Source organism: Aggregatibacter sp. HMT-949 (genome assembly GCF_041734645.1).
Classification (GTDB): Bacteria; Pseudomonadota; Gammaproteobacteria; order Enterobacterales; family Pasteurellaceae; genus Rodentibacter.
In genome coordinates, this window is sequence record NZ_CP162010.1 from 60,318 (window position 1) to 85,312 (window position 24,995).

General features: G+C 46.0%; 23 protein-coding genes, 3 tRNA genes, 1 riboswitch and 1 other annotated feature. Of the genes, 18 read left to right on the forward strand and 8 right to left on the reverse strand.

Going from position 1 to position 24,995, the window contains the following annotated elements:
• Positions 1 to 32: 32 nt before the first annotated feature.
• Positions 33 to 1,748 (reverse strand): proline--tRNA ligase, encoded by a 1,716-nt coding sequence (proS, locus tag AB3F25_RS00300; RefSeq protein WP_373603553.1) that lies wholly within the window; start codon positions 1,746 to 1,748, stop codon positions 33 to 35.
• A gap of 95 nt (positions 1,749 to 1,843) precedes the next feature.
• Positions 1,844 to 2,893 carry an extracellular solute-binding protein gene (locus tag AB3F25_RS00305; RefSeq protein ID WP_373603554.1) on the reverse strand — a complete coding sequence of 350 codons (1,050 nt, stop codon included), beginning with the start codon at positions 2,891 to 2,893 and terminating at the stop codon, positions 1,844 to 1,846.
• A gap of 302 nt (positions 2,894 to 3,195) precedes the next feature.
• Between AB3F25_RS00305 and AB3F25_RS00310 the strand changes: the two genes are divergently transcribed.
• Positions 3,196 to 4,491 carry an NAD(P)/FAD-dependent oxidoreductase gene (locus tag AB3F25_RS00310; protein ID WP_373603555.1) on the forward strand — a complete coding sequence of 432 codons (1,296 nt, stop codon included), beginning with the start codon at positions 3,196 to 3,198 and terminating at the stop codon, positions 4,489 to 4,491.
• A 92-nt stretch (positions 4,492 to 4,583) separates the two neighbouring features.
• Here AB3F25_RS00310 and AB3F25_RS00315 read toward each other — a convergent pair whose 3' ends face one another.
• Both AB3F25_RS00315 and yihA read right to left on the reverse strand, forming a co-directional pair.
• Positions 4,584 to 6,113, reverse strand: coding sequence for a YifB family Mg chelatase-like AAA ATPase (locus AB3F25_RS00315; protein WP_373603556.1), 1,530 nt, complete (start codon positions 6,111 to 6,113; stop codon positions 4,584 to 4,586).
• Between the two features lie 112 nt (positions 6,114 to 6,225).
• Positions 6,226 to 6,840: a ribosome biogenesis GTP-binding protein YihA/YsxC gene (yihA, locus tag AB3F25_RS00320; RefSeq protein WP_373603557.1), complete on the reverse strand. Its 615-nt coding sequence runs from the start codon at positions 6,838 to 6,840 to the stop codon at positions 6,226 to 6,228.
• 275 nt (positions 6,841 to 7,115) lie between these two features.
• Between yihA and tal the strand changes: the two genes are divergently transcribed.
• The 9 genes from tal (at position 7,116) to AB3F25_RS00365 (ending at position 13,864) form a co-directional block, all read left to right on the forward strand.
• Positions 7,116 to 8,069 carry a transaldolase gene (gene tal / locus AB3F25_RS00325; RefSeq protein ID WP_373603558.1) on the forward strand — a complete coding sequence of 318 codons (954 nt, stop codon included), beginning with the start codon at positions 7,116 to 7,118 and terminating at the stop codon, positions 8,067 to 8,069.
• A 187-nt stretch (positions 8,070 to 8,256) separates the two neighbouring features.
• Positions 8,257 to 8,388: a hypothetical protein gene (locus AB3F25_RS00330; protein WP_373603559.1), complete on the forward strand. Its 132-nt coding sequence runs from the start codon at positions 8,257 to 8,259 to the stop codon at positions 8,386 to 8,388.
• Between the two features lie 156 nt (positions 8,389 to 8,544).
• Positions 8,545 to 8,672: a sequence feature (His leader region), on the forward strand.
• A gap of 31 nt (positions 8,673 to 8,703) precedes the next feature.
• Positions 8,704 to 9,603: an ATP phosphoribosyltransferase gene (gene hisG / locus AB3F25_RS00335; protein WP_373603560.1), complete on the forward strand. Its 900-nt coding sequence runs from the start codon at positions 8,704 to 8,706 to the stop codon at positions 9,601 to 9,603.
• A gap of 75 nt (positions 9,604 to 9,678) precedes the next feature.
• The gene (gene hisD, locus AB3F25_RS00340; RefSeq protein ID WP_373603561.1) at positions 9,679 to 10,965 is read left to right on the forward strand and encodes a histidinol dehydrogenase; all 1,287 of its coding nucleotides are present in this window, start codon (positions 9,679 to 9,681) and stop codon (positions 10,963 to 10,965) included.
• A gap of 12 nt (positions 10,966 to 10,977) precedes the next feature.
• Positions 10,978 to 12,036, forward strand: coding sequence for a histidinol-phosphate transaminase (gene hisC / locus AB3F25_RS00345; RefSeq protein ID WP_373603562.1), 1,059 nt, complete (start codon positions 10,978 to 10,980; stop codon positions 12,034 to 12,036).
• 227 nt (positions 12,037 to 12,263) lie between these two features.
• Positions 12,264 to 13,352 (forward strand): bifunctional histidinol-phosphatase/imidazoleglycerol-phosphate dehydratase HisB, encoded by a 1,089-nt coding sequence (hisB, locus tag AB3F25_RS00350; protein WP_373603563.1) that lies wholly within the window; start codon positions 12,264 to 12,266, stop codon positions 13,350 to 13,352.
• Between the two features lie 189 nt (positions 13,353 to 13,541).
• Positions 13,542 to 13,635 (forward strand) — tRNA-Ser (locus AB3F25_RS00355).
• Between the two features lie 20 nt (positions 13,636 to 13,655).
• Positions 13,656 to 13,732: transfer RNA gene (locus AB3F25_RS00360), tRNA-Arg, on the forward strand.
• Between the two features lie 55 nt (positions 13,733 to 13,787).
• Positions 13,788 to 13,864: transfer RNA gene (locus AB3F25_RS00365), tRNA-Arg, on the forward strand.
• A gap of 50 nt (positions 13,865 to 13,914) precedes the next feature.
• On the opposite strand, the gene AB3F25_RS00370 is transcribed toward AB3F25_RS00365, so the two are convergent.
• Both AB3F25_RS00370 and nadR read right to left on the reverse strand, forming a co-directional pair.
• Complete coding sequence (locus tag AB3F25_RS00370) at positions 13,915 to 14,604, reverse strand: metallophosphoesterase (RefSeq protein ID WP_373603564.1); 690 nt, start codon at positions 14,602 to 14,604, stop codon at positions 13,915 to 13,917.
• A gap of 1 nt (position 14,605) precedes the next feature.
• A complete protein-coding gene (nadR, locus tag AB3F25_RS00375; protein ID WP_373603565.1) occupies positions 14,606 to 15,712 on the reverse strand; it encodes a multifunctional transcriptional regulator/nicotinamide-nucleotide adenylyltransferase/ribosylnicotinamide kinase NadR in 1,107 nt (368 codons plus the stop codon).
• Positions 15,713 to 15,818: 106 nt separating this feature from the next.
• Positions 15,819 to 16,092: riboswitch (FMN riboswitch) on the forward strand.
• Between the two features lie 85 nt (positions 16,093 to 16,177).
• On the opposite strand from nadR, the gene ribB reads away from it, so the two are divergent.
• The gene (gene ribB / locus AB3F25_RS00380; RefSeq protein ID WP_373603566.1) at positions 16,178 to 16,825 is read left to right on the forward strand and encodes a 3,4-dihydroxy-2-butanone-4-phosphate synthase; all 648 of its coding nucleotides are present in this window, start codon (positions 16,178 to 16,180) and stop codon (positions 16,823 to 16,825) included.
• A gap of 38 nt (positions 16,826 to 16,863) precedes the next feature.
• Here the strand turns inward: ribB and fabR are convergent, their stop codons facing one another.
• Both fabR and oxyR read right to left on the reverse strand, forming a co-directional pair.
• A complete protein-coding gene (gene fabR, locus AB3F25_RS00385; RefSeq protein ID WP_373603567.1) occupies positions 16,864 to 17,490 on the reverse strand; it encodes an HTH-type transcriptional repressor FabR in 627 nt (208 codons plus the stop codon).
• Positions 17,490 to 18,395: a DNA-binding transcriptional regulator OxyR gene (gene oxyR, locus AB3F25_RS00390; protein WP_373603568.1), complete on the reverse strand. Its 906-nt coding sequence runs from the start codon at positions 18,393 to 18,395 to the stop codon at positions 17,490 to 17,492. The genes fabR and oxyR overlap by 1 nt, the downstream gene beginning before the upstream one ends.
• Before the next feature lie 120 nt (positions 18,396 to 18,515).
• On the opposite strand from oxyR, the gene AB3F25_RS00395 reads away from it, so the two are divergent.
• The 7 genes from AB3F25_RS00395 (at position 18,516) to AB3F25_RS00425 (ending at position 24,978) form a co-directional block, all read left to right on the forward strand.
• A complete protein-coding gene (locus tag AB3F25_RS00395; RefSeq protein WP_373603569.1) occupies positions 18,516 to 19,247 on the forward strand; it encodes a glutathione peroxidase in 732 nt (243 codons plus the stop codon).
• Positions 19,248 to 19,637: 390 nt separating this feature from the next.
• Positions 19,638 to 20,234 carry an imidazole glycerol phosphate synthase subunit HisH gene (hisH, locus tag AB3F25_RS00400; RefSeq protein ID WP_373603570.1) on the forward strand — a complete coding sequence of 199 codons (597 nt, stop codon included), beginning with the start codon at positions 19,638 to 19,640 and terminating at the stop codon, positions 20,232 to 20,234.
• Between the two features lie 168 nt (positions 20,235 to 20,402).
• On the forward strand, positions 20,403 to 21,149 hold the full coding sequence (gene hisA, locus AB3F25_RS00405; RefSeq protein WP_373603571.1) for a 1-(5-phosphoribosyl)-5-[(5-phosphoribosylamino)methylideneamino]imidazole-4-carboxamide isomerase: 747 nt from the start codon (positions 20,403 to 20,405) through the stop codon (positions 21,147 to 21,149).
• Positions 21,131 to 21,904: an imidazole glycerol phosphate synthase subunit HisF gene (gene hisF / locus AB3F25_RS00410; protein ID WP_373603572.1), complete on the forward strand. Its 774-nt coding sequence runs from the start codon at positions 21,131 to 21,133 to the stop codon at positions 21,902 to 21,904. Before hisA ends, hisF begins: the two co-directional genes overlap by 19 nt.
• A 272-nt stretch (positions 21,905 to 22,176) precedes the next feature.
• Positions 22,177 to 22,824: a bifunctional phosphoribosyl-AMP cyclohydrolase/phosphoribosyl-ATP diphosphatase HisIE gene (hisIE, locus tag AB3F25_RS00415; RefSeq protein WP_373603573.1), complete on the forward strand. Its 648-nt coding sequence runs from the start codon at positions 22,177 to 22,179 to the stop codon at positions 22,822 to 22,824.
• Between the two features lie 80 nt (positions 22,825 to 22,904).
• Positions 22,905 to 23,537: a pyridoxamine 5'-phosphate oxidase gene (pdxH, locus tag AB3F25_RS00420; protein WP_373603574.1), complete on the forward strand. Its 633-nt coding sequence runs from the start codon at positions 22,905 to 22,907 to the stop codon at positions 23,535 to 23,537.
• A gap of 190 nt (positions 23,538 to 23,727) precedes the next feature.
• Entirely contained in the window at positions 23,728 to 24,978 is a 1,251-nt protein-coding gene (locus AB3F25_RS00425; protein WP_373603575.1) for a NupC/NupG family nucleoside CNT transporter, read from the forward strand.
• The last annotated feature ends 17 nt before the right edge of the window (positions 24,979 to 24,995 follow it).

Below are 24,995 nucleotides of genomic sequence, written 5' to 3' on the forward strand. Positions count from 1 at the left end.
TCGATATTTTGGCGAGCTCAGTCCTTTTTAATTTATGCCGCTAATTTTCCTTTCAAGAAGTCCAATAATTGTTCTTTGGCAACCATTTCTTTTGTACCGCTACGGCGGTTTTTATATTCGATTTCGCCGTTCGCAAGGTTTTTCTCACCGATAACCAGCATATGCGGCACGCCGATCAATTCCATATCTGCGAACATGACGCCCGGGCGTTCTTTACGATCATCAAAAATCACATCTATGCCTTGCGCTTGTAGGGTGAGGTAGAGTGCTTCGGCGTATTGTTGTACGGTTTCGGATTTGTGCATATTCATCGGCACGATTGCAACAGTAAACGGTGCGATTTCATCGGTCGGCCAAATAATACCGCGTTCGTCGTGATGTTGCTCGATGGCGGCAGCGACCACGCGGGTTACGCCGATACCGTAACAACCCATAGTCACTACCATCGGGCGGCCGTCTTCGCCTTGTACGGTCGCGTTCATCGCTTCGGAATATTTTTTGCCCAGTTGGAAAATATGTCCCACTTCAATCCCGCGTTTGATTAAAAGCGTGCCTTTGCCGTCCGGGCTCGGATCGCCTTCCACTACATTACGAATGTCCGCTACTTTCGGCAGGGCTACATCACGCTCCCAGTTGATATTGAAGTAGTGTTTACCGTCGATATTGGCGCCTGCGCTGAAATCGGACATTAATGCCACGCTGCGATCGATAATTACCGGAATATTTAGATTAACCGGACCAAGCGAGCCCACGCCTGCGCCGATTTTTGCTTTGATTTCTGCTTCCTCGGCAAATTCGAACGGGGACGCCACTTCTTCCAGTTTTTCCGCTTTGATTTCGTTAAGTTCGTGGTCGCCGCGAATGACTAAAGCCACTAACGGTTGTTCTTCACTTGCACCTTTAACGATAAGTGTTTTGACCGTGCTTTTAATCGGTTGATTGAATTGTTCCACCAATTCTGCAATGGTTTTCGCGTTCGGAGTGTCGATAAGTTCCATCGCTTTGCTTGGCGCCGCGCGCTCGCCGACGGCTATTGCTTCAGCAAGTTCAATATTCGCTGCGTAATCGGATTCGGTGGAGAAAATTACATCATCTTCGCCGCTGTTGGCAAGCACTTGAAATTCATGGGAGGCGCTACCGCCGATAGAACCTGTATCCGCATGCACAGCGCGGAAATCTAAGCCTAAACGGGTGAAAATGTTGCTGTAAGTTCGGTACATCACATCGTATGTTTGTTGCAAACTTTCTTTATCGGTATGAAAAGAATAGGCGTCTTTCATAATGAATTCGCGACTGCGCATGACGCCGAAACGCGGGCGCACTTCATCACGGAATTTGGTTTGAATATGATAAAGATTGATCGGCAATTGGCGATAAGAGCTAATTTCGCGACGCATTAAATCGGTAATGGCTTCTTCGTTGGTCGGTCCGATTACAAAACCGCGTTCGCCGCGGTCGGTAAAGCGCAATAATTCCGGGCCGTATTGATCCCAACGACCGGATTCCTGCCACAATTCTGCCGGTTGCACCACCGGCATTTTAATTTCCAGCGCACCGCTTTTATCCATTTCTTCACGGATCACTTTTTCCACTTTGCGTAACACACGCCAACCGGTCGGCATCCAGTTGTAAAGCCCCGCGGCGAGGGGACGAATCATGCCTGCGCGTAACATTAATTGGTGGCTGACAATTGCCGCTTCCGCCGGAGTTTCTTTTAACGTGGAGAATAAATATTGACTTGTACGCATTGATTTAACCTTAAATGCTTTAAATTGAGAAAAAAAACGGCGAGAGTATAACAAAAAGTGCGGTTATTTTTAACCGCACTTTTGAGAAAGAAAAATTAATTGGTTTTCAGTTTATTCCAGTATTTTTCGTAAAGATCCACGGCCTCGCCGACATCGCCTTGCATAATGCCTTTTTCCACTTGTTCCGCCGGTGGGAAAAGGGTTGTGTCATTGGCAAGTTGCGGGCTCAATAAGGCTTTTACACCTTCATTTGGCATAGAGAAACCCATGCGTTCTACCACCACTTTGGCGTTTTCAGGGCGAAGTAAAAAGTCAATGAATTTATGCGCATCTTCGGCATTTTTGGCCGTTCTTGGAATGGCGTAGTTATCCATCCAGAAAATTGCGCCTTCTTTTGGATATACAAACTGTAGGCTCGGGTTTTCTTTGTGCGCCAAATAGGCGGAACCGTTCCAAATCATACCGATAGCCGCTTCGCCTTGTACGTAAGGCACTTCTGGCGAGTCGGAGTTAAACGTAATCACATTTGGCAATAATTGCACCAAGCGTTCGTAAGCGGCTTTGATATCGTCTTCATGCGTCGTGTTCGGCGATTTACCTTCTAACAATAATGCTATGTGGAACACTTCGCGTGCATCGCTGGTTAACAATACTTTGTGTTTGAATTCCGGTTTCCATAAATCCGCCCAGCTCGTAATGGTTTTCGGGTCGATGTCGTCGGAATTGACTTCAATTCCGGTTAAGCCATAAACATAAGGCAAGGAATATTTATTTTCCGGATCGAATTCTTTATTTAATAAATGCTTAGGCACTTGTTTTAAATTAGAAAGTTTACTTTTATCAAGGGGTTGTAACATATTTTCCTTGATCATTTTGTTTACGTAATAGCTTGAAGGAAATACCAAGTCGTAACCTGAGCCGGTATTTTCCGTCAATTTTAATTTGGCATACATTTCTTCGTTGCTTTCAAAGGTGGAATAAATTACTTCCACGCCGGTTTCTTTGGTGAATTGGGCAACAAGATCAGAAGGCACATAGTCCGTCCAGTTATAGACATAGAGTTTGTTAGCGAAAGCGGATGTCGCAAAAAGTGCGACGCCGGAAAGGAGAATTTTTTTGATGGAACGAACAAAGGATTTTTTCAATTTATTGACCTCCGAAGGGAAATAAACCTAATAGGAACAGACGTTTCCACAATATTTCGCCTGCCGTTACGGAGGGGAAGGATTTCAATGCGGTGCTGATTGGCACTTCCGTTGCCATTCCCGTTGCCACTCCCGCCACTGTTCTGCGACGGTTGGCCCCAAACAGAGGCGTGAAAATTGTGAATTAAGCCAAGTAAACGCGCAAAATTTACGCGCGCGGCAGTATAGCATTTTTTCTAAAGGGTTTGACATATTTCCCGGGCGGGGTAAGATTTCGCCGATTTTTTTCAACGGACTTTTTTATGCTGACTTTCGCCCATCAAGAACATATTCCTTCCTATTATTTTGATTCTCGCAATCAAGACTTCCAATTGCCTGCTTTAAGCCAAATTGAACAAGCTGACGTATGCGTAATTGGCGCCGGCTTTTTTGGGCTATCCGCCGCCTTAGAACTGGCTGAAAAAGGTAAAAAAGTGATTGTATTGGAGGGCGCACGCGTAGGTTTCGGCGCCTCCGGACGAAGCGGCGGGCAAGCGATTAACGGCTTTGAAGAAGGTATTGACGAATACATTAAACAAGTGGGCTTCGACAAAGCGCGCAAGCTGTGGGAAATGTCTTTGGAAGCCATTGACATCATCGACGAACGCATTGCCAAATACGGCATTCAATGTGATTGGAAAAAAGGCTATGCCACCTTGGCGTTAAACGATCGTCGCATGGATGATTTGATTGAAATGGAAAAAGCCAGCCACGAAAATTTTGGCTATCAAAATATGCAGCTTTGGGATAAAGCGCAATTAAAACGACATCTTGGCAGCGATATTTATGTGGGTGGCTTGTACGACAGTAATTCGGGCCATTTGCATCCGCTCAATTATTGCCTTGGTTTGGCGAAAGCCTGCCTTAATCTGGGTGTGCAGATTTTCGAACAATCGCCGGTGGTGGATTTAATTGAGAAAAACGGCGCGCTGGAAGTGAAAACCGACCGCAGTGCGGTTATCGCGCAAGACGTCATTTTGGCGGTCAACGCCTATATCGATGTTTTGCCGAACTCCATTCATCATGGCATTAATCGTAAAATTCTGCCGGTAGAAAGTTTTATTATCGCGACCGAACCTTTGAGCCAAACGCTGGCGGATTCGCTGATTAACAACGGCATGTCGGTGTGCGACAACAATTTATTGCTCGATTATTATCGTTTAAGCGCGGATAATCGCCTGCTTTTTGGCAGTGATTCCAGTTCGGAAAAAGACATGATCGCCGTTATGCGGCGAAATATGCTGCATGTTTTCCCACAACTGGAAGACGTGAAAATTGATTACGGTTGGGCGGGACCGATTGATATGACGATGAATTCCACTCCGCATTTCGGTCGTATTTCTCCACACATTTATTTCACACAAGGTTATTCCGGACATGGCGTGGCGCTCACCGGGCTGGCCGGTCGTATCGTGGCGGAAGCGATTTTGGGTGATGATCAACGCTTGCGAATTTTTGAAGGACTGAAAGTTCCGTCGGTGTATGGTGGGAAAATCGTGAAGAATTTAGCGACTAAAATCGGCGTGCAATATTACAAATTTTTAGATCGATTTCGTTAAAAATTCTTTGCAACCAACACGCAAAATAGCACCGCATTGGAATTGCTTTCAATGCGGTGCTATTTTGACACCATAACGCTTATCCGTACTGCTCACATATTCGCCAGCTTCTGTAGTAATCGATCCATTGCGCGATATCCCAGCGCCTCCGCCAAGTGCGGTTGGCCGATTTGGGTTTCGCCGTTGAGATCGGCAATTGTGCGCGAAACTTTCAAAATACGATGATAAGCGCGCACGGAAAGGCCAAGCTTGTTGAGTGCCTTTTCCAAAAATAACGCATCTTTTTCATTTAATTTACAATCACGATCAATTTCTTTGCCGGTTAAATAAGCATTGATTTTTCCCGCCCTTGCCAGTTGAATTTCGCGTACTTTTAATACTTTTTCTCGCACTTGCTCGCTGGTTTCGCCGCGATCACCGGAATTTTGTAAACTGCCTTGCGGCAATAACGGCACTTCGATGGAGAGATCGAAGCGATCTAAAAACGGCCCCGATAAACGATTCAAATAACGCATGACTTGTTGTGGCGAAGTGCGGTTGTGCGTGCCGGTGTAATGTCCGGTCGGACTCGGATTCATTGCCGCGACTAATTGAAAACGCGCAGGAAATTGAATTTTCGCATTGGCACGTGAAATGATGATTTCACCGCTTTCTAACGGTTGGCGCAGCGCATCCAAGACTTTGCGTTCAAATTCCGGCAATTCATCAAGAAAAAGTACGCCGTTGGTGGCGAGAGAAATTTCGCCGGGTTTCGGAATGGTTCCGCCGCCCACTAGCGCCGGCATAGAGGCACTGTGATGCGGTGCTCTAAAGGGACGTTGTTTCCAGTTCTGAAAATTCAATTCGTTTTGCACCAAGCTGGTGACGGAGGCGGTTTCTATCGCTTCTTGATCGCTCATTTCCGGTAAAAGCCCGGTCAATCGGCTTGCCAACATGGTTTTGCCGGTACCTGGTGGGCCTAGAAATAACAGATTATGCTGTCCTGCGGCGGCAATGGTTAGCGCCCGTTTAGCGTGTTGCTGCCCGATAATATCGGTTAAATCAAGCGGATTCTTGCCGGGAAAATCAATCACATCTTCTTGCGTTAAATCGGAGGCGAGAGGCAATCTCATCTGATTATTGAGAAACTGCACCACATCTAACAAGGTTTGTGCAAAATAAGTATTTTGTTCGGAGACTAACGAAGCCTCATTCGCGTTCTGCTTGGCGATGATCAGTTCGCGTTTTGATTTTTGTGCCGCCAGAATGGCCGGAATGACACCATGCACGCCGCGTAAATGGCCCGTCAATGCCAGTTCGCCGACAAATTCAAATTGCTTCAAACGGCTTATATCAAGCTGTTCCGAGGCAGCAAGAATGCCTAGTGCAATGGGCAAATCGAATCGTCCGCCTTCTTTTGGCAAATCCGCCGGTGCCAGATTAACGGTAATGCGTTTGGCCGGATATTTGAATTGTGCGTTCATTAACGCGCTGCGTACCCGATCTTGCGCTTCTTTTACCGTTTTTTCCGGCAATCCGACAAGCGTAAAACCCGGTTTGCCGTTACTCAAGTGAACTTCTATGGTGACGAGCGGTGCTTGTACGCCCATGGAGGCGCGGCTGTAAACAATAGCGAGGGACATAATATCCTTAACATACATTAAACTTAAAAAAGTTTTCGCACGATAAAAAAAGCGTCTGACGAAATCATTCATCAGACGCTTTTTTTGCGATCCGGCTCGCAAAGTACAGATTTTACTCGACAAAAACCGGCGAAAACCATTCGTCTAATTTGGCCGCGAGTTTGTCGATGCCGATTTTATTTTGCGCTGAAAAGGCTTCTGTTTGAATATCACCTTGGAACGGCAAAATGGCTTCACGCACCATTTTAACTTGCTTGGCTCTTGCACTTTGGCTCAACTTGTCCGCTTTGGTCAGTAATAACAACACCGGCAAATCGGCGGAAACCGCCCATTCAATCAGTTGTTGGTCGAGATCTTTTAACGGATGACGAATATCCATCAACACCACGAGCCCTGCCAAACATTCGCGTTTTTGCAAATATTCACCGAGAGATTTTTGCCATTGGCGCTTCATTTGTTCCGGCACGGCGGCATAGCCATAACCCGGCAAATCCACCAATTTACAGTTCGGCTCCACTTCAAACAAATTGATTAACTGCGTGCGCCCCGGCGTTTTGGAAGTACGGGCAAGGCTTTTTTGGTTGGTCAGCGCGTTCAATGCGGTGGACTTTCCCGCATTGGAACGACCGGCAAAGGCGATTTCAATGCCCGTATCACTGGGAATCGCGTGGATATTCGGTGAACTGGTTAGAAAATGCGTTTTGTGGTAATTCAATTTGACAGGCATAAAAATTCCTTATTACTTATTGATAGTGCCATTGCGCTCGAAAATTGCCGCGTAGCATAGCATAGATTGTTTTTGGGTGCGGCAAAACTTTCCAATGCGGTGCTGTTTTTGATTGTCACTTTATTTGCCAAACCGGTTGCCGTCGACCATAGTGATTGGAAAATAAAAAGTTAATGCGTCGTTAAAAACTATCGGTAATATTCGCGTTTCTCACTATCACTTCAAATCTGAATTATGATATCGTAGCGCCCATCAATCGAGACAAGGAGCACACAATGACAACTCAATTAGATTCACTTCGCAGCATGACCGTGGTAGTGGCCGATACCGGCGATATCGAAGCGATCAAAAAATACCAACCGCAAGATGCGACGACCAATCCTTCATTAATTTTAAGCGCGTCCGCACTGCCGCAATATGCTCCGTTGATTGACGAAGCGATCGCTTACGCGAAAGCGCAAAGCGCGGATAAAGCGCAACAACTGGTTGATGCGGAAGATAAATTGGCGGTAAATATCGGCTTGGAAATTTTAAAAATTGTGCCGGGACGTATTTCCACTGAAGTAGACGCGCGCCTTTCTTACGACACTCAAGCGACGGTAGAGAAAGCGCGTAAACTTATCGCGCTTTACAATGCAGCGGGCATTTCAAACGAGCGTATTTTGATTAAAATTGCGTCCACTTGGCAAGGTATCCGTGCGGCGGAAATTCTGGAAAAAGAAGGCATTAATTGTAACTTGACTTTATTATTCTCCGAAGCTCAAGCACGTGCGTGCGCGGAAGCGGGCGTGTACTTAATTTCGCCGTTCGTAGGGCGTATTTTGGACTGGTACAAAGCCAATTCCGACAAAAAAGAGTATGCGCCGTCAGAAGATCCGGGCGTAATTTCGGTGACTAAAATTTATAATTACTACAAGGCACACGGCTATAATACCGTCGTGATGGGGGCAAGTTTCCGCAATGTTGGTGAAATCGTCGAGCTTGCCGGTTGTGACCGCTTAACCATTGCGCCGACTTTGTTAAAAGCGTTACAAGAAAACTCGACCGCATTGGTACGTAAACTTGACTATCAAGGCGAGCTGAAAGCCAAGCCACAACCATTGAGCGAAGCAGAGTTTTATTGGCAGCACAACAGCGATCCGATGGCTGTTGAAAAACTGGCCGAAGGTATTCGTAAATTCGCCATTGACCAAGAAAAATTAGAAGTAATGCTTGCGGCAAAATTATAATTTTGGTCAAACCTGCAATGAAGACGGTCGTTATTTGATGAAATAACGACCGTTTTTTATATCTCTAAGTTAGAGAAATCACTCTTTTTTAGTAGAAATCTGCATTTAATCTTGACTGGATCGCTCAATTGTTAAAGAATCTGTGTCCTATTTCGCTTTGGATTGCCGATAATTTATGCAGTTTCGAATGAATTACCTACAGTCAGATAGTGAAATCAGCACCGCATTGAAACCCATTGAGGTTATCCGTCGTGACTTGCGCAATCGTATTACGCATGAACCTGATCCGGAAGTGTCTTTTAAAAACGCAACGGAATAAAATTATAAAAAATGCGGTGAAATTCACCGCATTTTTTTATACCGATTTACTTCCTCACATTTAACAAAAAGTATTTGCAATGAGGAAGCGATTTGATTATAGTCGGGTCATTCTATTTTTAAGGAACAATATGATGAACTTAATTCGTACTAACCGCCATCACCACCGCACCTGATTATCTTTCAGGCGTGTGTGTATGGCTGGAAGATATTGTACATCTTCCGAGTAATACGACGTCATAATGATACAACCCCTCGGAAGGCAACTTTCGAGGGGTTTTGCTTTTTTAGATTTTCACAGAATGAGGGTAACAACATGACTGACAAACAACGTTTACGCATTGCCATGCAAAAGAAAGGTCGTTTAAGCAAAGACTGCGCGGAATTGCTGAGTCAATGCGGTGTTAAAATTAACTGGAATGAGCAACGCCTCATCGCATATGCGGAAAATATGCTTATTGAAATCCTGCGAGTGCGTGATGACGATATTCCCGGCTTGATTTTTGACGGTGTGGCAGATCTCGGCATTATCGGTGAAAACGTGCTTGAGGAAGAAGAATTAGGACGCTTGGCTGCCGGAGAAACAGTCGCTTATAAAAAACTGCGTCAGTTGGATTTTGGCGGTTGTCGTTTATCTTTAGCTGTCGATCGCGATCAGCAATACAACAACGTGCAGGATTTCGCCAATGCCCGCATTGCCACCTCCTACCCGAATTTACTCAAACGTTATATGAAAGAACAAGGTGTGCCGTTTAAAAGCACGTTACTGAACGGCTCGGTGGAAGTTGCTCCGAGTGCCGGACTGGCCGATGCCATTTGTGATTTGGTGTCTTCCGGCGCCACCTTGGAAGCCAATGGCTTGAAAGAAGTGGAAGTGATTTACCGCTCCAAAGCCTGTTTAATTCAACGTGCAGAACCTTTAAGCAGCGATAAACAAGTCTTGGTAGATAGACTGCTCACCCGCATTCAAGGCGTGCAACAAGCCGCCGAATCCAAATACATTATGCTACACGCGCCGAAAAATAAACTCGAAGAAATTACTGCACTTTTACCCGGTGTGGAAAATCCAACGATTCTGCTGCTGGCGCATGATAATTCCAAAGTAGCCATGCACGTGGTCAGCCAAGAAAATCTGTTCTGGGAAACCATGGAACAATTGAAAGAAGTCGGAGCCAGTTCAATTTTGGTGTTACCGATTGAAAAAATGTTGGAGTGATTTGTTATTTTCTTTGTGTTGCCAAAGAAAGCAACCAAATAAAAACAGCGTTAAATAAAAGGAAGGTTTTGTATTATGGAAACACTAAATTGGAATAATCTTTCTGCAACAGAGCAACAACAAGCTCTTACCCGCCCTGCGATTTCTGCTTCAAATGAGATTAAAAGTGCGGTGGAAAATATCGTTAAATTTGTGAAACAGGATGGCGATAAGGCGTTGTTTGAACTCACGGAGAAATTCGACAAAATCAAACTCGATAGCTTGATCGTGACTCCACAACAAATTGCGGAGGCGACGGCGCGTATTCCTGAGCCGTTAAAACAGGCAATTCAGAATGCCAAGCGCAATATCACGGCCTTTCACGAAGCACAGAAACCACAGGCGGTGGATATCGAAACCCAGCCTGGTGTCCGTTGTCAGGTGGTGACGCGCCCGATTAATCGTGTCGGTTTATACATTCCGGGTGGTTCCGCGCCGTTATTTTCTACGGTGCTGATGCTTGCCATTCCGGCGAAAATCGCAGGTTGTAAGAAAATCGTGCTGTGTTCACCGCCACCAATTGCGGATGAAATTCTTTACGCTGCCAATCTGTGTGGCGTGCAAACCATTTATGCGGTGGGCGGTGCGCAAGCGGTGGTGGCGATGGCGTTAGGTACGCAAAGCGTGGCGAAGGTGGATAAAATTTTCGGGCCGGGTAATGCCTTTGTGACAGAAGCCAAACGCCAAGTCAGCCAAATGATTAACGGTGCCAACATCGATATGCCGGCAGGGCCATCGGAAGTGTTGGTGATTGCGGATGAACAGGCGGATCCTGAATTCGTTGCCTCCGATTTGCTTTCCCAAGCGGAACACGGTGCAGATTCGCAAGTGATTTTGGTCACGCCGAGCGAAACGCTGGCAAAACAGACCGCACTTTGTGTGGAACAACAGCTTGCCCAACTGCCTCGTGCAGACATCGCCCGCAAAGCGTTGTCCCACAGTCGTATTCTGATCGCTGAAGATTTGGCGCAATGTGTTGCCATCAGCAATGAATACGCGCCGGAACATTTAATCGTACAAACGCAAAACGCCCGTGAATTACTGCCTCAACTGGATAATGCCGGTTCTATTTTCCTCGGCGCTTATTCGCCGGAAAGCATGGGCGATTACGCCAGCGGCACCAATCACGTTCTGCCAACCTACGGCTACACGCGCACCTATTCCAGCCTTGGCTTGGCGGATTTCAGCAAACGCATGACCGTGCAGGAACTCACCCCGCAAGGCTTCAAAGAATTGGCCGAAACTGTGGAATTGATGGCGCAGGCGGAACAGCTGGATGCGCACAAAATGGCAGTGAGTTTGAGATTAGCGAAGTTGCAATAAGAGGAAAACGACATGACAATCACAACATTATCCCGACAAAACGTACAAGTGCTTACGCCCTATCAATCCGCCCGCAAACTGGGTGGCAACGGCACGATTTGGCTGAATGCAAACGAATATCCCACTTCGCCAACGTTTCAACTTTCGGGCAAAGATTTAAACCGCTATCCAGAACCGCAACCGCAAGCGGTGGTGCAAGGGTATGCCAATTACGCCGGCGTACAGCCTGAAAATGTGTTGGTGACTCGTGGTGGCGATGAAGGCATTGAGTTGATTATTCGAGCGTTTTGCGAGCCAAACCAAGACGCCATTTTGTTCTGCCCGCCTACGTATGGCATGTACGCCGTGAGTGCAGAAACGGCAGGTGTAGCGTGCAAAACCGTACCATTAACGGCAGATTTTCAACTAAATCTTGCCGAAATTAAACAGCAGCTAGAAGGCGTGAAAGTCGTCTTTGTGTGTAGCCCGAACAACCCGACAGGCAATTTACTTAAACGGTCGGATTTGCTTGAGCTTTTACAATTTACTGCCGGCAAAGCCATTGTGGTGGTGGATGAAGCCTACATCGAATTTTGTCCTGAAGCGACACTCGCAAAAGAGCTGCAAAATTACCCCCACTTAGCCATTATTCGTACCCTTTCCAAAGCCTTTGCCTTGGCAGGATTGCGTTGCGGTTTTGTGTTAGCCAATGCGGTGCTAATTCAAATTCTCAGCAAAGTGATTGCCCCTTATCCCATCCCGGTACCAAGCGCCGACATTGCGGAACAAGCCTTGCAGGCACAGAATATCGCCCTTGTACAAGCCCGCGCACAGGAGATCTTAACCAATCGGCAGTGGTTTGCTAAAGCGCTTTCCACCTTACCTCAAGTGGAAAAAGTCTACGACAGCGCAGCCAATTATTTGCTTATAAAATGCCAAGATGGTGAGCGCGTTTTCAAGGCATTGTGGGAACAAGGCATTATCCTACGCGATCAAAACAAGGCGTTAAATTTGCAAAATTGCATTCGGATTACGGTGGGGACGAAGGAGGAGAATGAGAGAGTGGTGGAGGCGATTGCCATACTAAAATAATGCTAAAAAAACTCCCCTCTTTAGCAAAGAGGGGCAGGGGGAGATTTGTTCGCTTCGCTCACACTCCGTGCTGTTGCTAAAGCAACGTTCAAACGCAAGCGTTTGTGGCAGAAGTGAAAATTAGCTCATACGAAAATTTAAACATCGCAATCAAATCTCCCCTACCCCTCTTTTCTAAAGAGGGGGATCGGATCACGAGTTTATATACATTGATAGAGGAAAAAACCATGCAACCCACCCTTTTCATCGACCGCGACGGCACTCTGATTGACGAACCGAAAACCGATTTTCAGATCGATAGTCTGGAAAAACTGAAATTTGAGCCGAACGTGATTCCCGCGCTGCTCAAGCTCAAAGGCAAATACCGTTTTGTAATGGTGTCCAATCAAGACGGGCTAGGCACGGATTCTTTCCCGCAAGAAGATTTCGACAAACCGCACGATGCCATGATGGCGCTGTTTAAATCGCAAGGCATTGAATTTGACGAGGTGCTGATTTGCCCGCACAAACCGGAAGATAACTGCGCTTGTCGCAAACCCAAAACCAAACTTTTGAAAAAATATATCGACAAAAAATTGTTCGATCCTGACCGTTCTTTTGTCATTGGCGATCGCGCCACCGACGTGCAATTGGCGGAAAACCTTGGCATTCGCGCGCTGCAATATCACCCTGAAAAATTAAACTGGGATCTGATTGCAGAAAAATTGCTCTGTGAGCCCGTTAGCAACATCGGCAACCGCCCGCCGCGTTACGCAGAAGTCGTCCGTAAAACCAAAGAAACGGACATCAAAGTTCAAGTATGGCTAGACGAAACGGGCATGAACCAAATCAGCACGGGCGTGGGCTTTTTTGACCACATGCTGGATCAAATCGCTACCCACGGTGGTTTTCGTATGAATGTCACTTGTAAAGGCGACTTACACATTGACGAACACCACACCGTGGAAGACTCAGCCCTCGCGATCGGCACCGCATTGAAACAAGCTATCGGTGACAAACGCGGCATCGCCCGCTTTGGATTCGTGTTGCCAATGGACGAATGCAAAGCAGAATGCGCTTTGGATTTATCCGGTCGCCCGTGGATCAAATTCAGTGCCAAATTCAAACGGGATAAGGTGGGTGATTTTAGCACCGAACTTACCGAACACTTTTTCCAATCTCTCGCCTTTTCACTGCTTGCGACATTGCATTTAAAAGCGACCGGTGACAACGACCACCACAAAATTGAGAGTTTGTTTAAGGTATTTGGGAGAACGTTAAGACAGGCGATTCGGATTGAGGGGGAGGAGTTGCCGAGTTCAAAGGGCGTCTTATAGTTACTACTAATAATTGTAGAATGCGAAGATTGGCATCGTCGGTTCTTTAATGGCAAAAAATAGCGTTTAAAATAGCCGTATTTTATTTGCACGATCTGCAGAGAAAATATTCAAACAAGCTTCCTTTTTCAAAAAAGAGTTTGACATATTGCTAAAAAAACGTATCATACCGCCTCACAAACTGGTTGTGGTGAGATGGCCGAGTAGGCTGAAGGCGCTCCCCTGCTAAGGGAGTATGGGGTCAAAAACTCCATCGAGGGTTCGAATCCCTCTCTCACCGCCATTTGTAATTTTATTTATACTGCACCCGTAGCTCAGCTGGATAGAGTACTCGGCTACGAACCGAGCGGTCAGAGGTTCGAATCCTCTCGGGTGCGCCATTTTAGAACGGCTCTATCTTCCTAAATGGTCACGGATAACTAAAATACCAACTACGCACCCGTAGCTCAGCTGGATAGAGTACTCGGCTACGAACCGAGCGGTCAAAGGTTCGAATCCTTTCGGGTGCGCCAACTTCTCTCCTTTATCTACTTCCTAATTCATTAGTTTTAAAAGCATCGGTTTAACTCCAGTGTTCTTCCCGATCATCAATGTTTTTCAATAGATAATTACCTTCCGCGTCTGTTAGACTGCGAAACCCGACATTTGTAATTTTGTAAGGATATTGTGTGCGATAAATATAATTGTCGTGGTGATGCCCGTGGAAAATATGTTTTACGCCCATTTTCCGGGCGAGATCATTAATGACTTGGAAGCCCATTGGATGCGGTTTCGGCGCTTCGTGACAGATCAACACATCCGCTTGTTTATTTTCAAGAACTTCAATATCGGAAGGAAAAATTGATGTGCGGTGGCGCAACGGTACGCCACCGTGCCAGATTTTTTCTTGTGGACTGTATTGACAGTAATGAATCGGATCGAAAAACATCGGACGATTCGGCGGCATCCAGATTTGTCCTCGAAACACGCCGCCCAAGCCCGCAATGCGGGTGCCCTGAATATTTTCAATACGATTATGCAAATTACGGGTTTTCCATTGCGTTCCCCAAATCGCTTCAAAGGCGGCAACGGTTTTGCTGTCATGATTGCCGTGAATGAACCAAATATCGCAATATTGTGCTAGTTTATCCAATGCGTCCGGCGAAGAAAGTTGCAAGTCGCCCAGAATAATCAAGGCAACCTTCTCATTTTGCTGCACGAAAGGATAGAGGTGGTCGTAATTTCCGTGCGGATCGCCTGCATATAAAATCATCTTATTTGCTTTTCAAAATGCTTGGACCGTTTCGTAAACCGTCCAATTCTTCTTCGTTTAACACTTTTTCGATCACCGATTTCACTTGGTTATAACGATCCAAATAACTTGGCGACTCAATTTCAATATAAGGCACTTTGTATTTATCCAATAATTTTTTTAATAATTGTTGGAATTGTTGGCGTTGTTTTTGCGAACCTAAACTGCGTAAACCGTCATCCACCCATTTCGTGTTGTTTTTTAGCAAAATGGTCACATCAAATGGATATTCTTTGATCATTGAATCCAAAAACGGATGAGCTTTGCCCTCGTACTGAATACAAAACGCTTGAGTAGTGATGAAATCCGTGTCGATAAAGGCAATTTTATGCGCATGGCGTACTGCGTAATCAATGTAACGCTGATGCCCTAGCGCCATTTGCGGATAATCGGAATATTGCATTGCCTGCTCATCGCCGCCGAGCTTTTCAAATACAAACTCGCGTCCATATTCCCAAGCGGAAGTGGTATTAAAAACCGCTGCCAGTTTATTCACTAAGACGCTTTTACCGCTGCTTTCGCCGCCTAAAATCGCCACGGTTTTTGCAAAAAACGGACGCACTTCTTTCGGGATAAATTTCCAATATTGAAACGGTGTAGTGCGAATTTTTGTGGCAGATACGTTAAAGAATGTACGATCCGGATCCACTAACGAAACTTCCAAACCTAAATATTGCTCGTAAGGCGCCTTGTCTTGCGGTTCGCTACTGAATACGACAGATGGCTGAACACCTTTTTCGTAGAACAACGTTTTTACCGCCTCACTCCAAGATTGCCAGCCGTTCGGATAGCTCGGAATGCCGTCTTCAATTAAATGGTGAATGAAAATTTGATTTTTCTGATATTTAAAAATCTGCTGCATCCAACGCAAGCGATCTTGCACCGTCGGCATACGTTTCATTTTGCTATCGTAAAACAATTTTAAATCGCGCTCGGTATCGCTGCAGACAATCACATGCAGTTCATCCACTTTACTGAATGCCTCATAAATCATATTAATATGGCCGGTATGCACGGGATAAAATTTGCCAAAAATTACGCCGATTTTTTTTTCTTTCGTTGCTGACATGGCTGACCTTTTGTCACATAAGAATGAATGCCGACTATTGTAGGCGAAATAGGCGGATTTTTCACGTTCTGATTTTTCTGAAGGGAGATTTTACGCTATACTGAGCGCGCATTCTCAGGGCAGGGTGAAATTCCCTACCGGTGGTGACAGCCCACGAGCGTTTGGAAAATAATGGGTATTTTGGCTTATTGCCTTCACCTTCTTCGTTTGAAGAAAAAAGCTTATTCAGTGACGAAAGGAATAAAATGGAAGTGCGAAATAGCACCGCATTGAAATGCCTACCACTGCGTACAGCGGCAAAAAGCGACACGTTTTCCAAAGACAGCAGATTTGGTGAAATTCCAAGGCCGACAGTAAAGTCTGGATGAAAGAGAATAAAGCGGATTGGCTTGCCAACCCGTTCTTTTTATTTGCATTTCTCAGCCCTGATTCTGGTTAATTTTAAAGCGACAAAAGGAAATTACGATGAATCAGTCAATTTTATCCCCGTTCGGCAATAATGCCGAAGAACGCGTGCTTAACGCAATCAATGCCTTCAAAAGCGGCAACGGCGTGCTTGTATTAGATGATGAAGATCGCGAAAACGAAGGTGATTTAATCTTCCCGGCCGAAACCATTACGAAGGAACAAATGGCGCAACTTATTCGTTACGGCAGCGGTATTGTATGTTTGTGCATTACCGACGAACGTTGCCGACAACTTGATTTACCGCCGATGGTGGAACATAACAACAGCGTAAACAGAACCGCATTCACAGTGACGATCGAGGCGGCAAAGGGGGTTTCTACCGGTGTATCCGCGGCGGATCGCGTGACGACGATTCAAACCGCAATCGCCGACAATGCGGTGCCGGCGGATTTACATCGTCCGGGACATGTTTTCCCGCTTCGCGCCGCTAATGACGGCGTATTAACGCGTCGCGGTCACACCGAAGCTTCCGTTGATCTGGCCCGCCTTGCCGGTTTTAAGCCAGCCGGTGTAATTTGTGAAATCACTAACGACGACGGCACGATGGCGCGTGCGCCTGAAATCGTGGCATTCGCCCGAAAGTCAGGTTATTCGGTGCTGACCATTGAAGACTTAGTGGCGTATCGTTTGGCGCATAAGGTTTAGGTTAAGCCGGTACGGGAGCAAATCGGAGTGGCAATGGGTTACTTATGTTGCGTATGTTTTTCTTTATGGGCGGCGAAGTCAGCGCCTTTTGCGATCATCCGTAACTGTAGAATGACGCGTTGTTTAAGTTGATCCCGTTCCGATTTATTCATATCCAACGCATTGGCGCCGGCAGTAAAAACAATGGTGACGATGCCTTCTGCTTGTACGTAAGAAATATATTGAGAGTAACCGTTTTTCTGGGCGATATATTCCGCCAGTTCGTCCACAAAATGTTTGATTTCTCGTGCGGCGGCGGTGCGAAACGCTTGGGAGGTGCCGGAGCTTTCACGCAGTAATAAGCGAAAGATATTAGGACTATTGGTGATAAATTCAAAAAAGGTGCCCACCGAAACGGCAATTACACTGCCGCCTGCATCAATACGTTTGCGCGCTTGGCGCATGAGTTGGCGCAACATCAAACCGGCTTCGTCCACCATTTCCAAACCGAGCTCGTCCATATCACCGAAATGACGATAAAAAGAAGTTGGCGCAATACCGGCTTCACGCGCCACTTCACGTAAACTTAAATTAGAAAAACTTTTTTCCGCGCTAAGTTGATTGAACGCCGCATCTACAAGGGCACGGCGGGTTTTTTCTTTTTGGATTGCACGAACACCGGCCATTATTTTTCTCCCGCAAGAATAGACTTCACCGCAGATCCGACCGCATTGGCGACGCGTTCATAGCGGTTCCGTAATGGTGAACCGGGTCGGTACACGAGAGCGATAGAACGAGTAGGTTCCGGGGAGTAGCAAGGAATATATTTTACTCCCTTACGTGAGCCTTCATTTAATACTGCAAGCTCGGGCATAAACGTCATTCCTGCATTGGCGGCTACCATATTACGTAAGGTTTCTAAGCTGGTTGCCTGATAATGCGAATTTTCTTTTGCACCGGCGGCGAAACAGTAATCCATGGTTTGATTACGCAAACAATGGCCATCGTCCAACATGAGCATTTCTTGTCCTTTAAGTTGATTCATCGAAATTTTTTCTTCTTTTGACCAAGGGTGGGCTTCCGAAACGGCCAGCAGCATTTTTTCGTTGAAAATCGGTACTTCGATAAAAGGTTCGGTTTCTTGAACGCGGGCTAAAATCGCACAATCCAATCGGCCGGTTTCAAGTTGTTCTAGCAGTTGGCTGGTTTGCGCTTCGTAAAGAAAAATTTCCAAATCCGGGAAAGATTCTTTTAAAGTCGGTACGATGTAAGGCAGTAAATAAGGCCCCAGTGTCGGGATTAGACCGATATGTAACGGGCCGGTCATTTCTTTGCCTTGATTGCTCGCCATTTCTTTTAATAATTTCACTTCGCGCAATACGGTACGGGCCTGTTCCACAAGTAACATACCGGATTGAGTAAATAATACTTTGCGGCTGGTGCGTTCTAATAAAATAATGCCGAGTTCATCTTCTAATTTGCGGATTTGGCCGCTCAAAGTCGGTTGGCTGACATTACAAGAGTCCGCCGCGCGGCGGAAATGCTTATGTTCTGATAGCGCTACTAAGTATTCTAAATCGCGAATGTTCATGGTGTTTCCTTATAGAAAAATTCAATCAATAGTATAGAATTAATTGATTGTAACTATATCATAAGTTTCATTATAATCCAGCCCGCAAGTAAAACTTCACCTCAAATTAAGGAGAAAAATATGGCTTTAACCGATATGACCGGTAAAAAAGTACCGAACGTTACATTCCACACGCGTCAAGGCGATGCTTGGGTCGATGTGACGACAAGCGAATTGTTCGATAACAAAACCGTTGTTGTGTTCTCATTGCCGGGTGCGTTTACGCCGACTTGTTCATCCACGCATTTACCGCGTTATAACGAATTGGCTTGCGAGTTTAAAGCGGCTGGCGTGGATGACATTATCTGCGTTTCAGTAAACGATACTTTTGTGATGAACGCTTGGAAAGCTGATCAAGAATCTGAAAATATCACGGTTATCCCGGATGGTAACGGCGAATTTACCGAAGGTATGGGTATGCTTGTTGGTAAAGAAGATTTAGGGTTTGGCAAACGTTCATGGCGTTATTCTATGCTGGTGAAAAACGGCGTAGTTGAAAAAATGTTCATTGAACCGGAAGAGCCTGGTGATCCGTTTAAAGTTTCCGATGCGGATACGATGATGAAATATTTAAAACCGGGTTGGACAGCCAAACCGTCCGTTTCCGTGTTCACAAAACCGGGTTGTCCGTTCTGTGCAAAAGCAAAGGCATTGTTAAAAGCAAAAGGATTTACTTTTGAAGAAATCGTGTTAGGTCGTGATGCAAGCACCATTTCCGTGCGTGCGATTACCGGAAAAACCAGTGTGCCACAAGTTTTCATTGGCGGCGAATACATTGGTGGTAGCGACGATTTAGAAAAATATTTTGCGTAATCAGGAAAGTGATTTAGCGTTATTTATTTAGGATTTGTATGATTAAAAACCGGATCTCATTTGAGATTCGGTTTTTTTATTTTATGTCAATTAACGAGTTGCTCTCACTAATTGGTAATACATATTAGGGTGTGGGGTAGGTGGAAATGGTTCGCCTTTTACACAGGTTACTTCATTTACTTTTGTACCACTTTCGGAGTATTGTCCGTAGATACCCGATTGAGGCACTGATTTCCCGGGATAATATTTCATAATCTATGTCCTCTAAATGTTAGTAAAAATTGACCATATGTATCATATATAACAAAAGTTATATACTTAAGTATGTAAATATGAGCAAATAAAAAAATTGCAAGTTACAACAAGAATTAATTTTATAAAAAGGAAATTATGCAAAATATCACTATTATCGACACCGGCTGCGCTAATCTCTCCTCCGTCAAATTTGCTTTTGACCGCTTAGGTTATCGTACCGAAATTACGCGAGATATTCGCAAAATTCAATCTGCCGATAAATTGCTGCTGCCCGGTGTGGGCACGGCAATGGCGGCGATGCGGAATTTGGCAGAACGTAACCTGATTGATTGCATTCGCAGTGCCACCCAACCGATGCTCGGTATTTGCTTGGGTATGCAGCTGATGACTGAATTTTCCACCGAAGGCAATGTGGCAACGCTCGGTTTAATGAACGGTCAGACGGATCTCATCCCTGACAGCGGCTTGCCGTTGCCACACATGGGCTGGAACAAAGTGCATTACATGCCAGACCATCCGCTGTTTACCGGCATTAAACAGGACAGTCATTTTTATTTTGTGCACAGCTACGCCGTGCAACCCAATCAAAACACGCTTGCGACAAGCCATTACGGCGTAGATTTTTCCGCCTCTATCGCCAATAAAAATTTCTACGGCGTGCAGTTTCATCCGGAACGCTCAGGTAAAAACGGCGCGTTGTTATTGAGAAATTTTGTGGAGAAGGTGAAATAGACTACAGTTCTAAAATAACGCACGATCCCCCCTCTTTAGAAAAGAGGGGCAGGGGGAGATTTGATTACGATGTCTAATCTCTCACAAGGTTGAAAATGACTTCTGCCAAATCTCCCCTAACCCCTCTTTGCTAAAGAGGGGAACTGATTACATTACACAGGAAAACCTATGCAAACATCACAAATCATCCCCGCCCTCGATCTTATCGACGGGCACGTTGTCCGCCTGCATCAGGGCGATTATGCGCAGCAAACCACTTACAGCGACAATCCTATTGAGCAGTTCGCAAGCTATATACAACAAGGTGCGCAGCAGTTGCATTTGGTGGATTTAACCGGTGCCAAAGAGCCAACGAAAAGACAAACCGCACTTATCGGCAAGATTATCTCCGCCACGCAAAGCAACATTCAGGTGGGCGGTGGCGTTCGTACCGAACAAGATGTTGCCGATTTGCTTGCGGTGGGCGCGAACCGCGTGGTGATTGGTTCTACGGCAGTGACACAACCGGATATGGTGCAAGGTTGGTTTACTAAATATGGCGCGGAGAAATTCGTGTTGGCGCTAGACGTGCGCATTGAAAACGGGCAGAAACTGGTAGCGATTAAAGGTTGGCAGGAAAGCAGTGCGCTGACCCTAGAAAACGTCGTGGAAAACTACCGCACTTTTGGCTTGCAACATGTGCTTTGCACTGACATTTCCCGCGACGGCACGCTGGCGGGTTCCAACGTGCAACTTTATCGTGAAGTGTGCGCCAAGTTTCCGGATGTGCAGTTTCAGTCTTCCGGCGGCATCGGTTCATTGGCGGATATCGAGGCTCTCAAAGGCACAGGCGTGGCGGGCGTAATTGTGGGGCGTGCTTTGTTGGAAGGCAAATTTAATGTAGCGGAGGCAATTGAATGTTGGCAAAACGGATAATTCCTTGTTTGGACGTGCGCGACGGACAGGTGGTGAAAGGCGTACAGTTTCGTAATCATGAAATCATCGGCGACATCGTGCCGCTGGCGCAACGTTATGCGCAAGAAGGCGCTGACGAGCTCGTGTTCTATGACATTACCGCCTCTTCTGACGGTCGCACCGTGGATAAAAGCTGGGTAGAACGCGTAGCGCAAGTCATCGACATTCCGTTCTGCGTAGCAGGTGGCATTAAAACCATCGCGGATGCGGAACAGATTTTTGCTTTCGGCGCGGATAAAATTTCCATTAATTCTCCCGCTCTTGCCAACCCGGATTTGATTTCCCGTCTGGCGGAACGTTTTGGCGTGCAGGCCATTGTGGTGGGTATCGACAGTTGGTTCGAGCAGGAAACAGGCAAATATTGGGTGAACCAATACACCGGCGATGAAAAACGCACCCGTCAAACCAACTGGCAGTTGTTAGATTGGGTAGCCGAAGTGCAACAACGCGGCGCCGGCGAAATTGTATTAAATATGATGAACCAAGACGGCGTACGCAACGGCTATGATTTAGCGCAACTGAAACTGGTGCGCCAAGCTTGCCACGTTCCGCTCATCGCTTCCGGTGGCGCGGGCGAAATGGTGCATTTCCGAGATGCTTTTATTGACGCTAACGTGGATGGCGCGCTAGCCGCAAGCGTGTTCCATAAGCAGATTATTAATATCGGTGAACTGAAAGATTATTTGGCGCAGGAAGGCGTGGAAGTGCGGTGCTAACGCGAAAAGTGCGGTCGTTTTTGAAAGTATTTTTCAGTATCATGTAGCAAATATATAAAGCCATCTGAATGAAGTATGAATCGGAGTCATAAAATAGCACCGCATTGGAGGGCGATTCAATGCGGTGCTATTTTGTGAGTTCATTTAAGGTGCGACAACGACAAATTACGATCACGATATGACAGCAGAAAATACGATTAAGCATTATGAGGAATTTTGAGGCTATCGTAATTTCTTTGTAACCTTTTTAGACTAAATTTTGAGGAAAAACGATGCTAAACACACAAAACATCAACTGGCAAAAAATCAACAACCTCCTCCCCGTTATCGTGCAACACGCGACGACGTGCGAAGTGCTGATGCTCGGGTATATGAATCCGGAGGCGTTGGAGAAAACCTTAGCGGAGAAAAGAGTGACGTTTTTTTCCCGTACGAAAAACCGTCTGTGGACGAAAGGGGAAACCTCGGGCAATTTTTTAAACGTGGTGGATATGAGCTTGGATTGCGATCAGGACACCTTATTGATTTTGGCGAATCCCATAGGAGCAACGTGCCATACGGGGGAAAAAAGCTGTTTCCATCGATTTGAGCGAGAAGCGGTCGGAAACTGGACGTGGTTCGCTAAATTAGAGCAGCATCTTGCCGAGAAGAAAAACGCTGCGCCTACAAGCTCATACACAGCAACTCTACATGCTAAAGGCATCAACAAAATCGCTCAAAAAGTTGGTGAAGAGGGCGTGGAAACGGCCATTGCCGCAGTAACCCGTGACAAAGCGGAAATCATTTCCGAAGCGGCGGATTTGGTTTATCACTTAACCGTGCTATTACATAATCAAGAACTACGTTGGTGCGATATTATTGCTAAGTTACAAGAGCGCCATCAAGGGATCGGATTGCATCAGGAAGGGGCGAATAAATAATATATTGATGTTTTTGTCCTTTTTAGTAAAACGCGAAATGCTTGTTAAAAGAGTAAACTTATAGCAATAAAGGAAACCCGATGGATTTACATAATATTCGCGAAGAATACCGTAAACGTGTGTTATCGCAGCACGATTGTCATGAGAACCCAATTAAACAATTTGAGCTTTGGCTGAATGAAGCGATAACCGGTCAAGTAAACGAACCGACTGCGGTGAATGTGGCAACGGTAGATGAAAACGGCAGACCAAGCGGCCGCATTGTATTGTTAAAAGAAGTAAACGAACAAGGTTTCGTATTTTTTACCAATTATCACGGTCGCAAAGGACGCGCTATCGAATGTAATCCGTTCGTTGCATTGACTTTCTTTTGGCCCGAATTGGAACGTCAAGTACGTATTGAAGGCAAAGCGGTGAAAATTCCTGCCGCACAATCGGACGAATATTTTGCCAGTCGTCCGTATTCCAGTCGCATCGGCGCTTGGGCGAGCGAACAAAGTGCGGTTATTTCCGGTTATCAATCATTGCTCGCCAGAGCCGCATTAATGGCGGCCAAGCATCCTCTGAATGTCCCACGACCACCGCATTGGGGCGGCTATTTAGTGGTGCCCGATGCGGTCGAGTTTTGGCAAGGTCGTCCAAGCCGTTTGCATGATCGCATTCGTTATCGCTTAGAAAATAGCGAATGGATTCGAGAACGCCTTTCGCCTTAGCGGTAATTGTGCCCTTTCTTCAACGTAAAAAAATCGTCTAGTTGGTTCATACGAAAAAATGCGGTGTGCGTTCATATATTGAGCGATTCCAATTCATTCGAAATTGGCGTTATTTTCCCAAAAAAGCTCACATAGTTTGGCAAAAAACTGTAGAATGAAGCCATTTTTAATTCAATGAGCCGAGGTATGTATGGATGTTTTAATGGGCATTCTGGGTATGGTGGTATTACTCGCCATCGCAATTTTATTTTCTAACAATCGTCGCGCAATCAACTGGCGAACAGTGATAGGGGCTCTTGCAATTCAAATCGGATTTGCGGCCCTTATTTTATATGTACCGGCAGGTAAAAACGCCTTAGGCGCGACTGCCGATGCTGTGGCTGATGTGATTGCCTACGGTAACGAAGGGATTAACTTTGTATTTGGCGGCTTAGCCGATCCAAGCAAACCGACCGGCTTTATTTTTGCCGTGAAAGTGTTGCCAATCATTGTCTTTTTCTCCGGATTGATTTCCGTACTTTACTACTTAGGCATTATGCAAGTCGTGATTAAAATCATCGGCGGCGCATTGCAAAAAGTATTGGGTACTTCCAAAACGGAATCTATGTCTGCCGCGGCAAACATTTTTGTAGGGCAAACCGAAGCGCCGTTAGTGGTAAAACCCTATATCAGCCGGATGACCGAATCCGAACTGTTCGCCATCATGGCCGGTGGCACCGCATCCATCGCGGGTTCTGTAATGGCGGGCTACGCGGGGATGGGCGTTTCGCTGACTTACTTAATCGCCGCATCATTCATGGCGGCGCCGGCGGGTTTGTTGTTTGCAAAAATTCTTTATCCGCAAACCGAAAAATTTAACGATATTCAACCTGAAATCACCGATGCCGAGAAACCGTCCAACCTGTTAGAAGCCATGGCAGGCGGCGCCAGTGCGGGTATGCAATTGGCTCTAAACGTCGGTGCGATGTTGATCGCATTCGTGGCGTTAATCGCGTTGATTAACGGCATTTTAGGCGGTATCGGAGGTTGGTTTGGTTACGGCGAGTTAACCTTACAATCCATCTTTGGTTGGATCTTTAAACCGCTTGCGTACTTAATCGGCGTATCCTGGCAAGAATCCGGTATTGCCGGTGAAATGATCGGGATGAAACTCGCAGTGAATGAATTCGTAGGCTATCTTGAATTTGCCAAATACTTACAACCGGATACGGCTGTGGTATTAAGCGAAAAAACCAAAGCGATTATCACTTTCGCCCTGTGTGGTTTCGCTAATTTCAGCTCTATCGCTATTTTAATCGGCGGCTTGGGCGGAATTGCTCCGAATCGTCGTGGCGACATCGCACGCTTAGGTTTGAGAGCAGTCGTTGCCGGTACGCTGGCTAACTTAATGAACGCTACTATTGCAGGTCTTTTTATTGGGTTAAGCGGCGCGGCACTATAAAGTACGGACGATTTTCC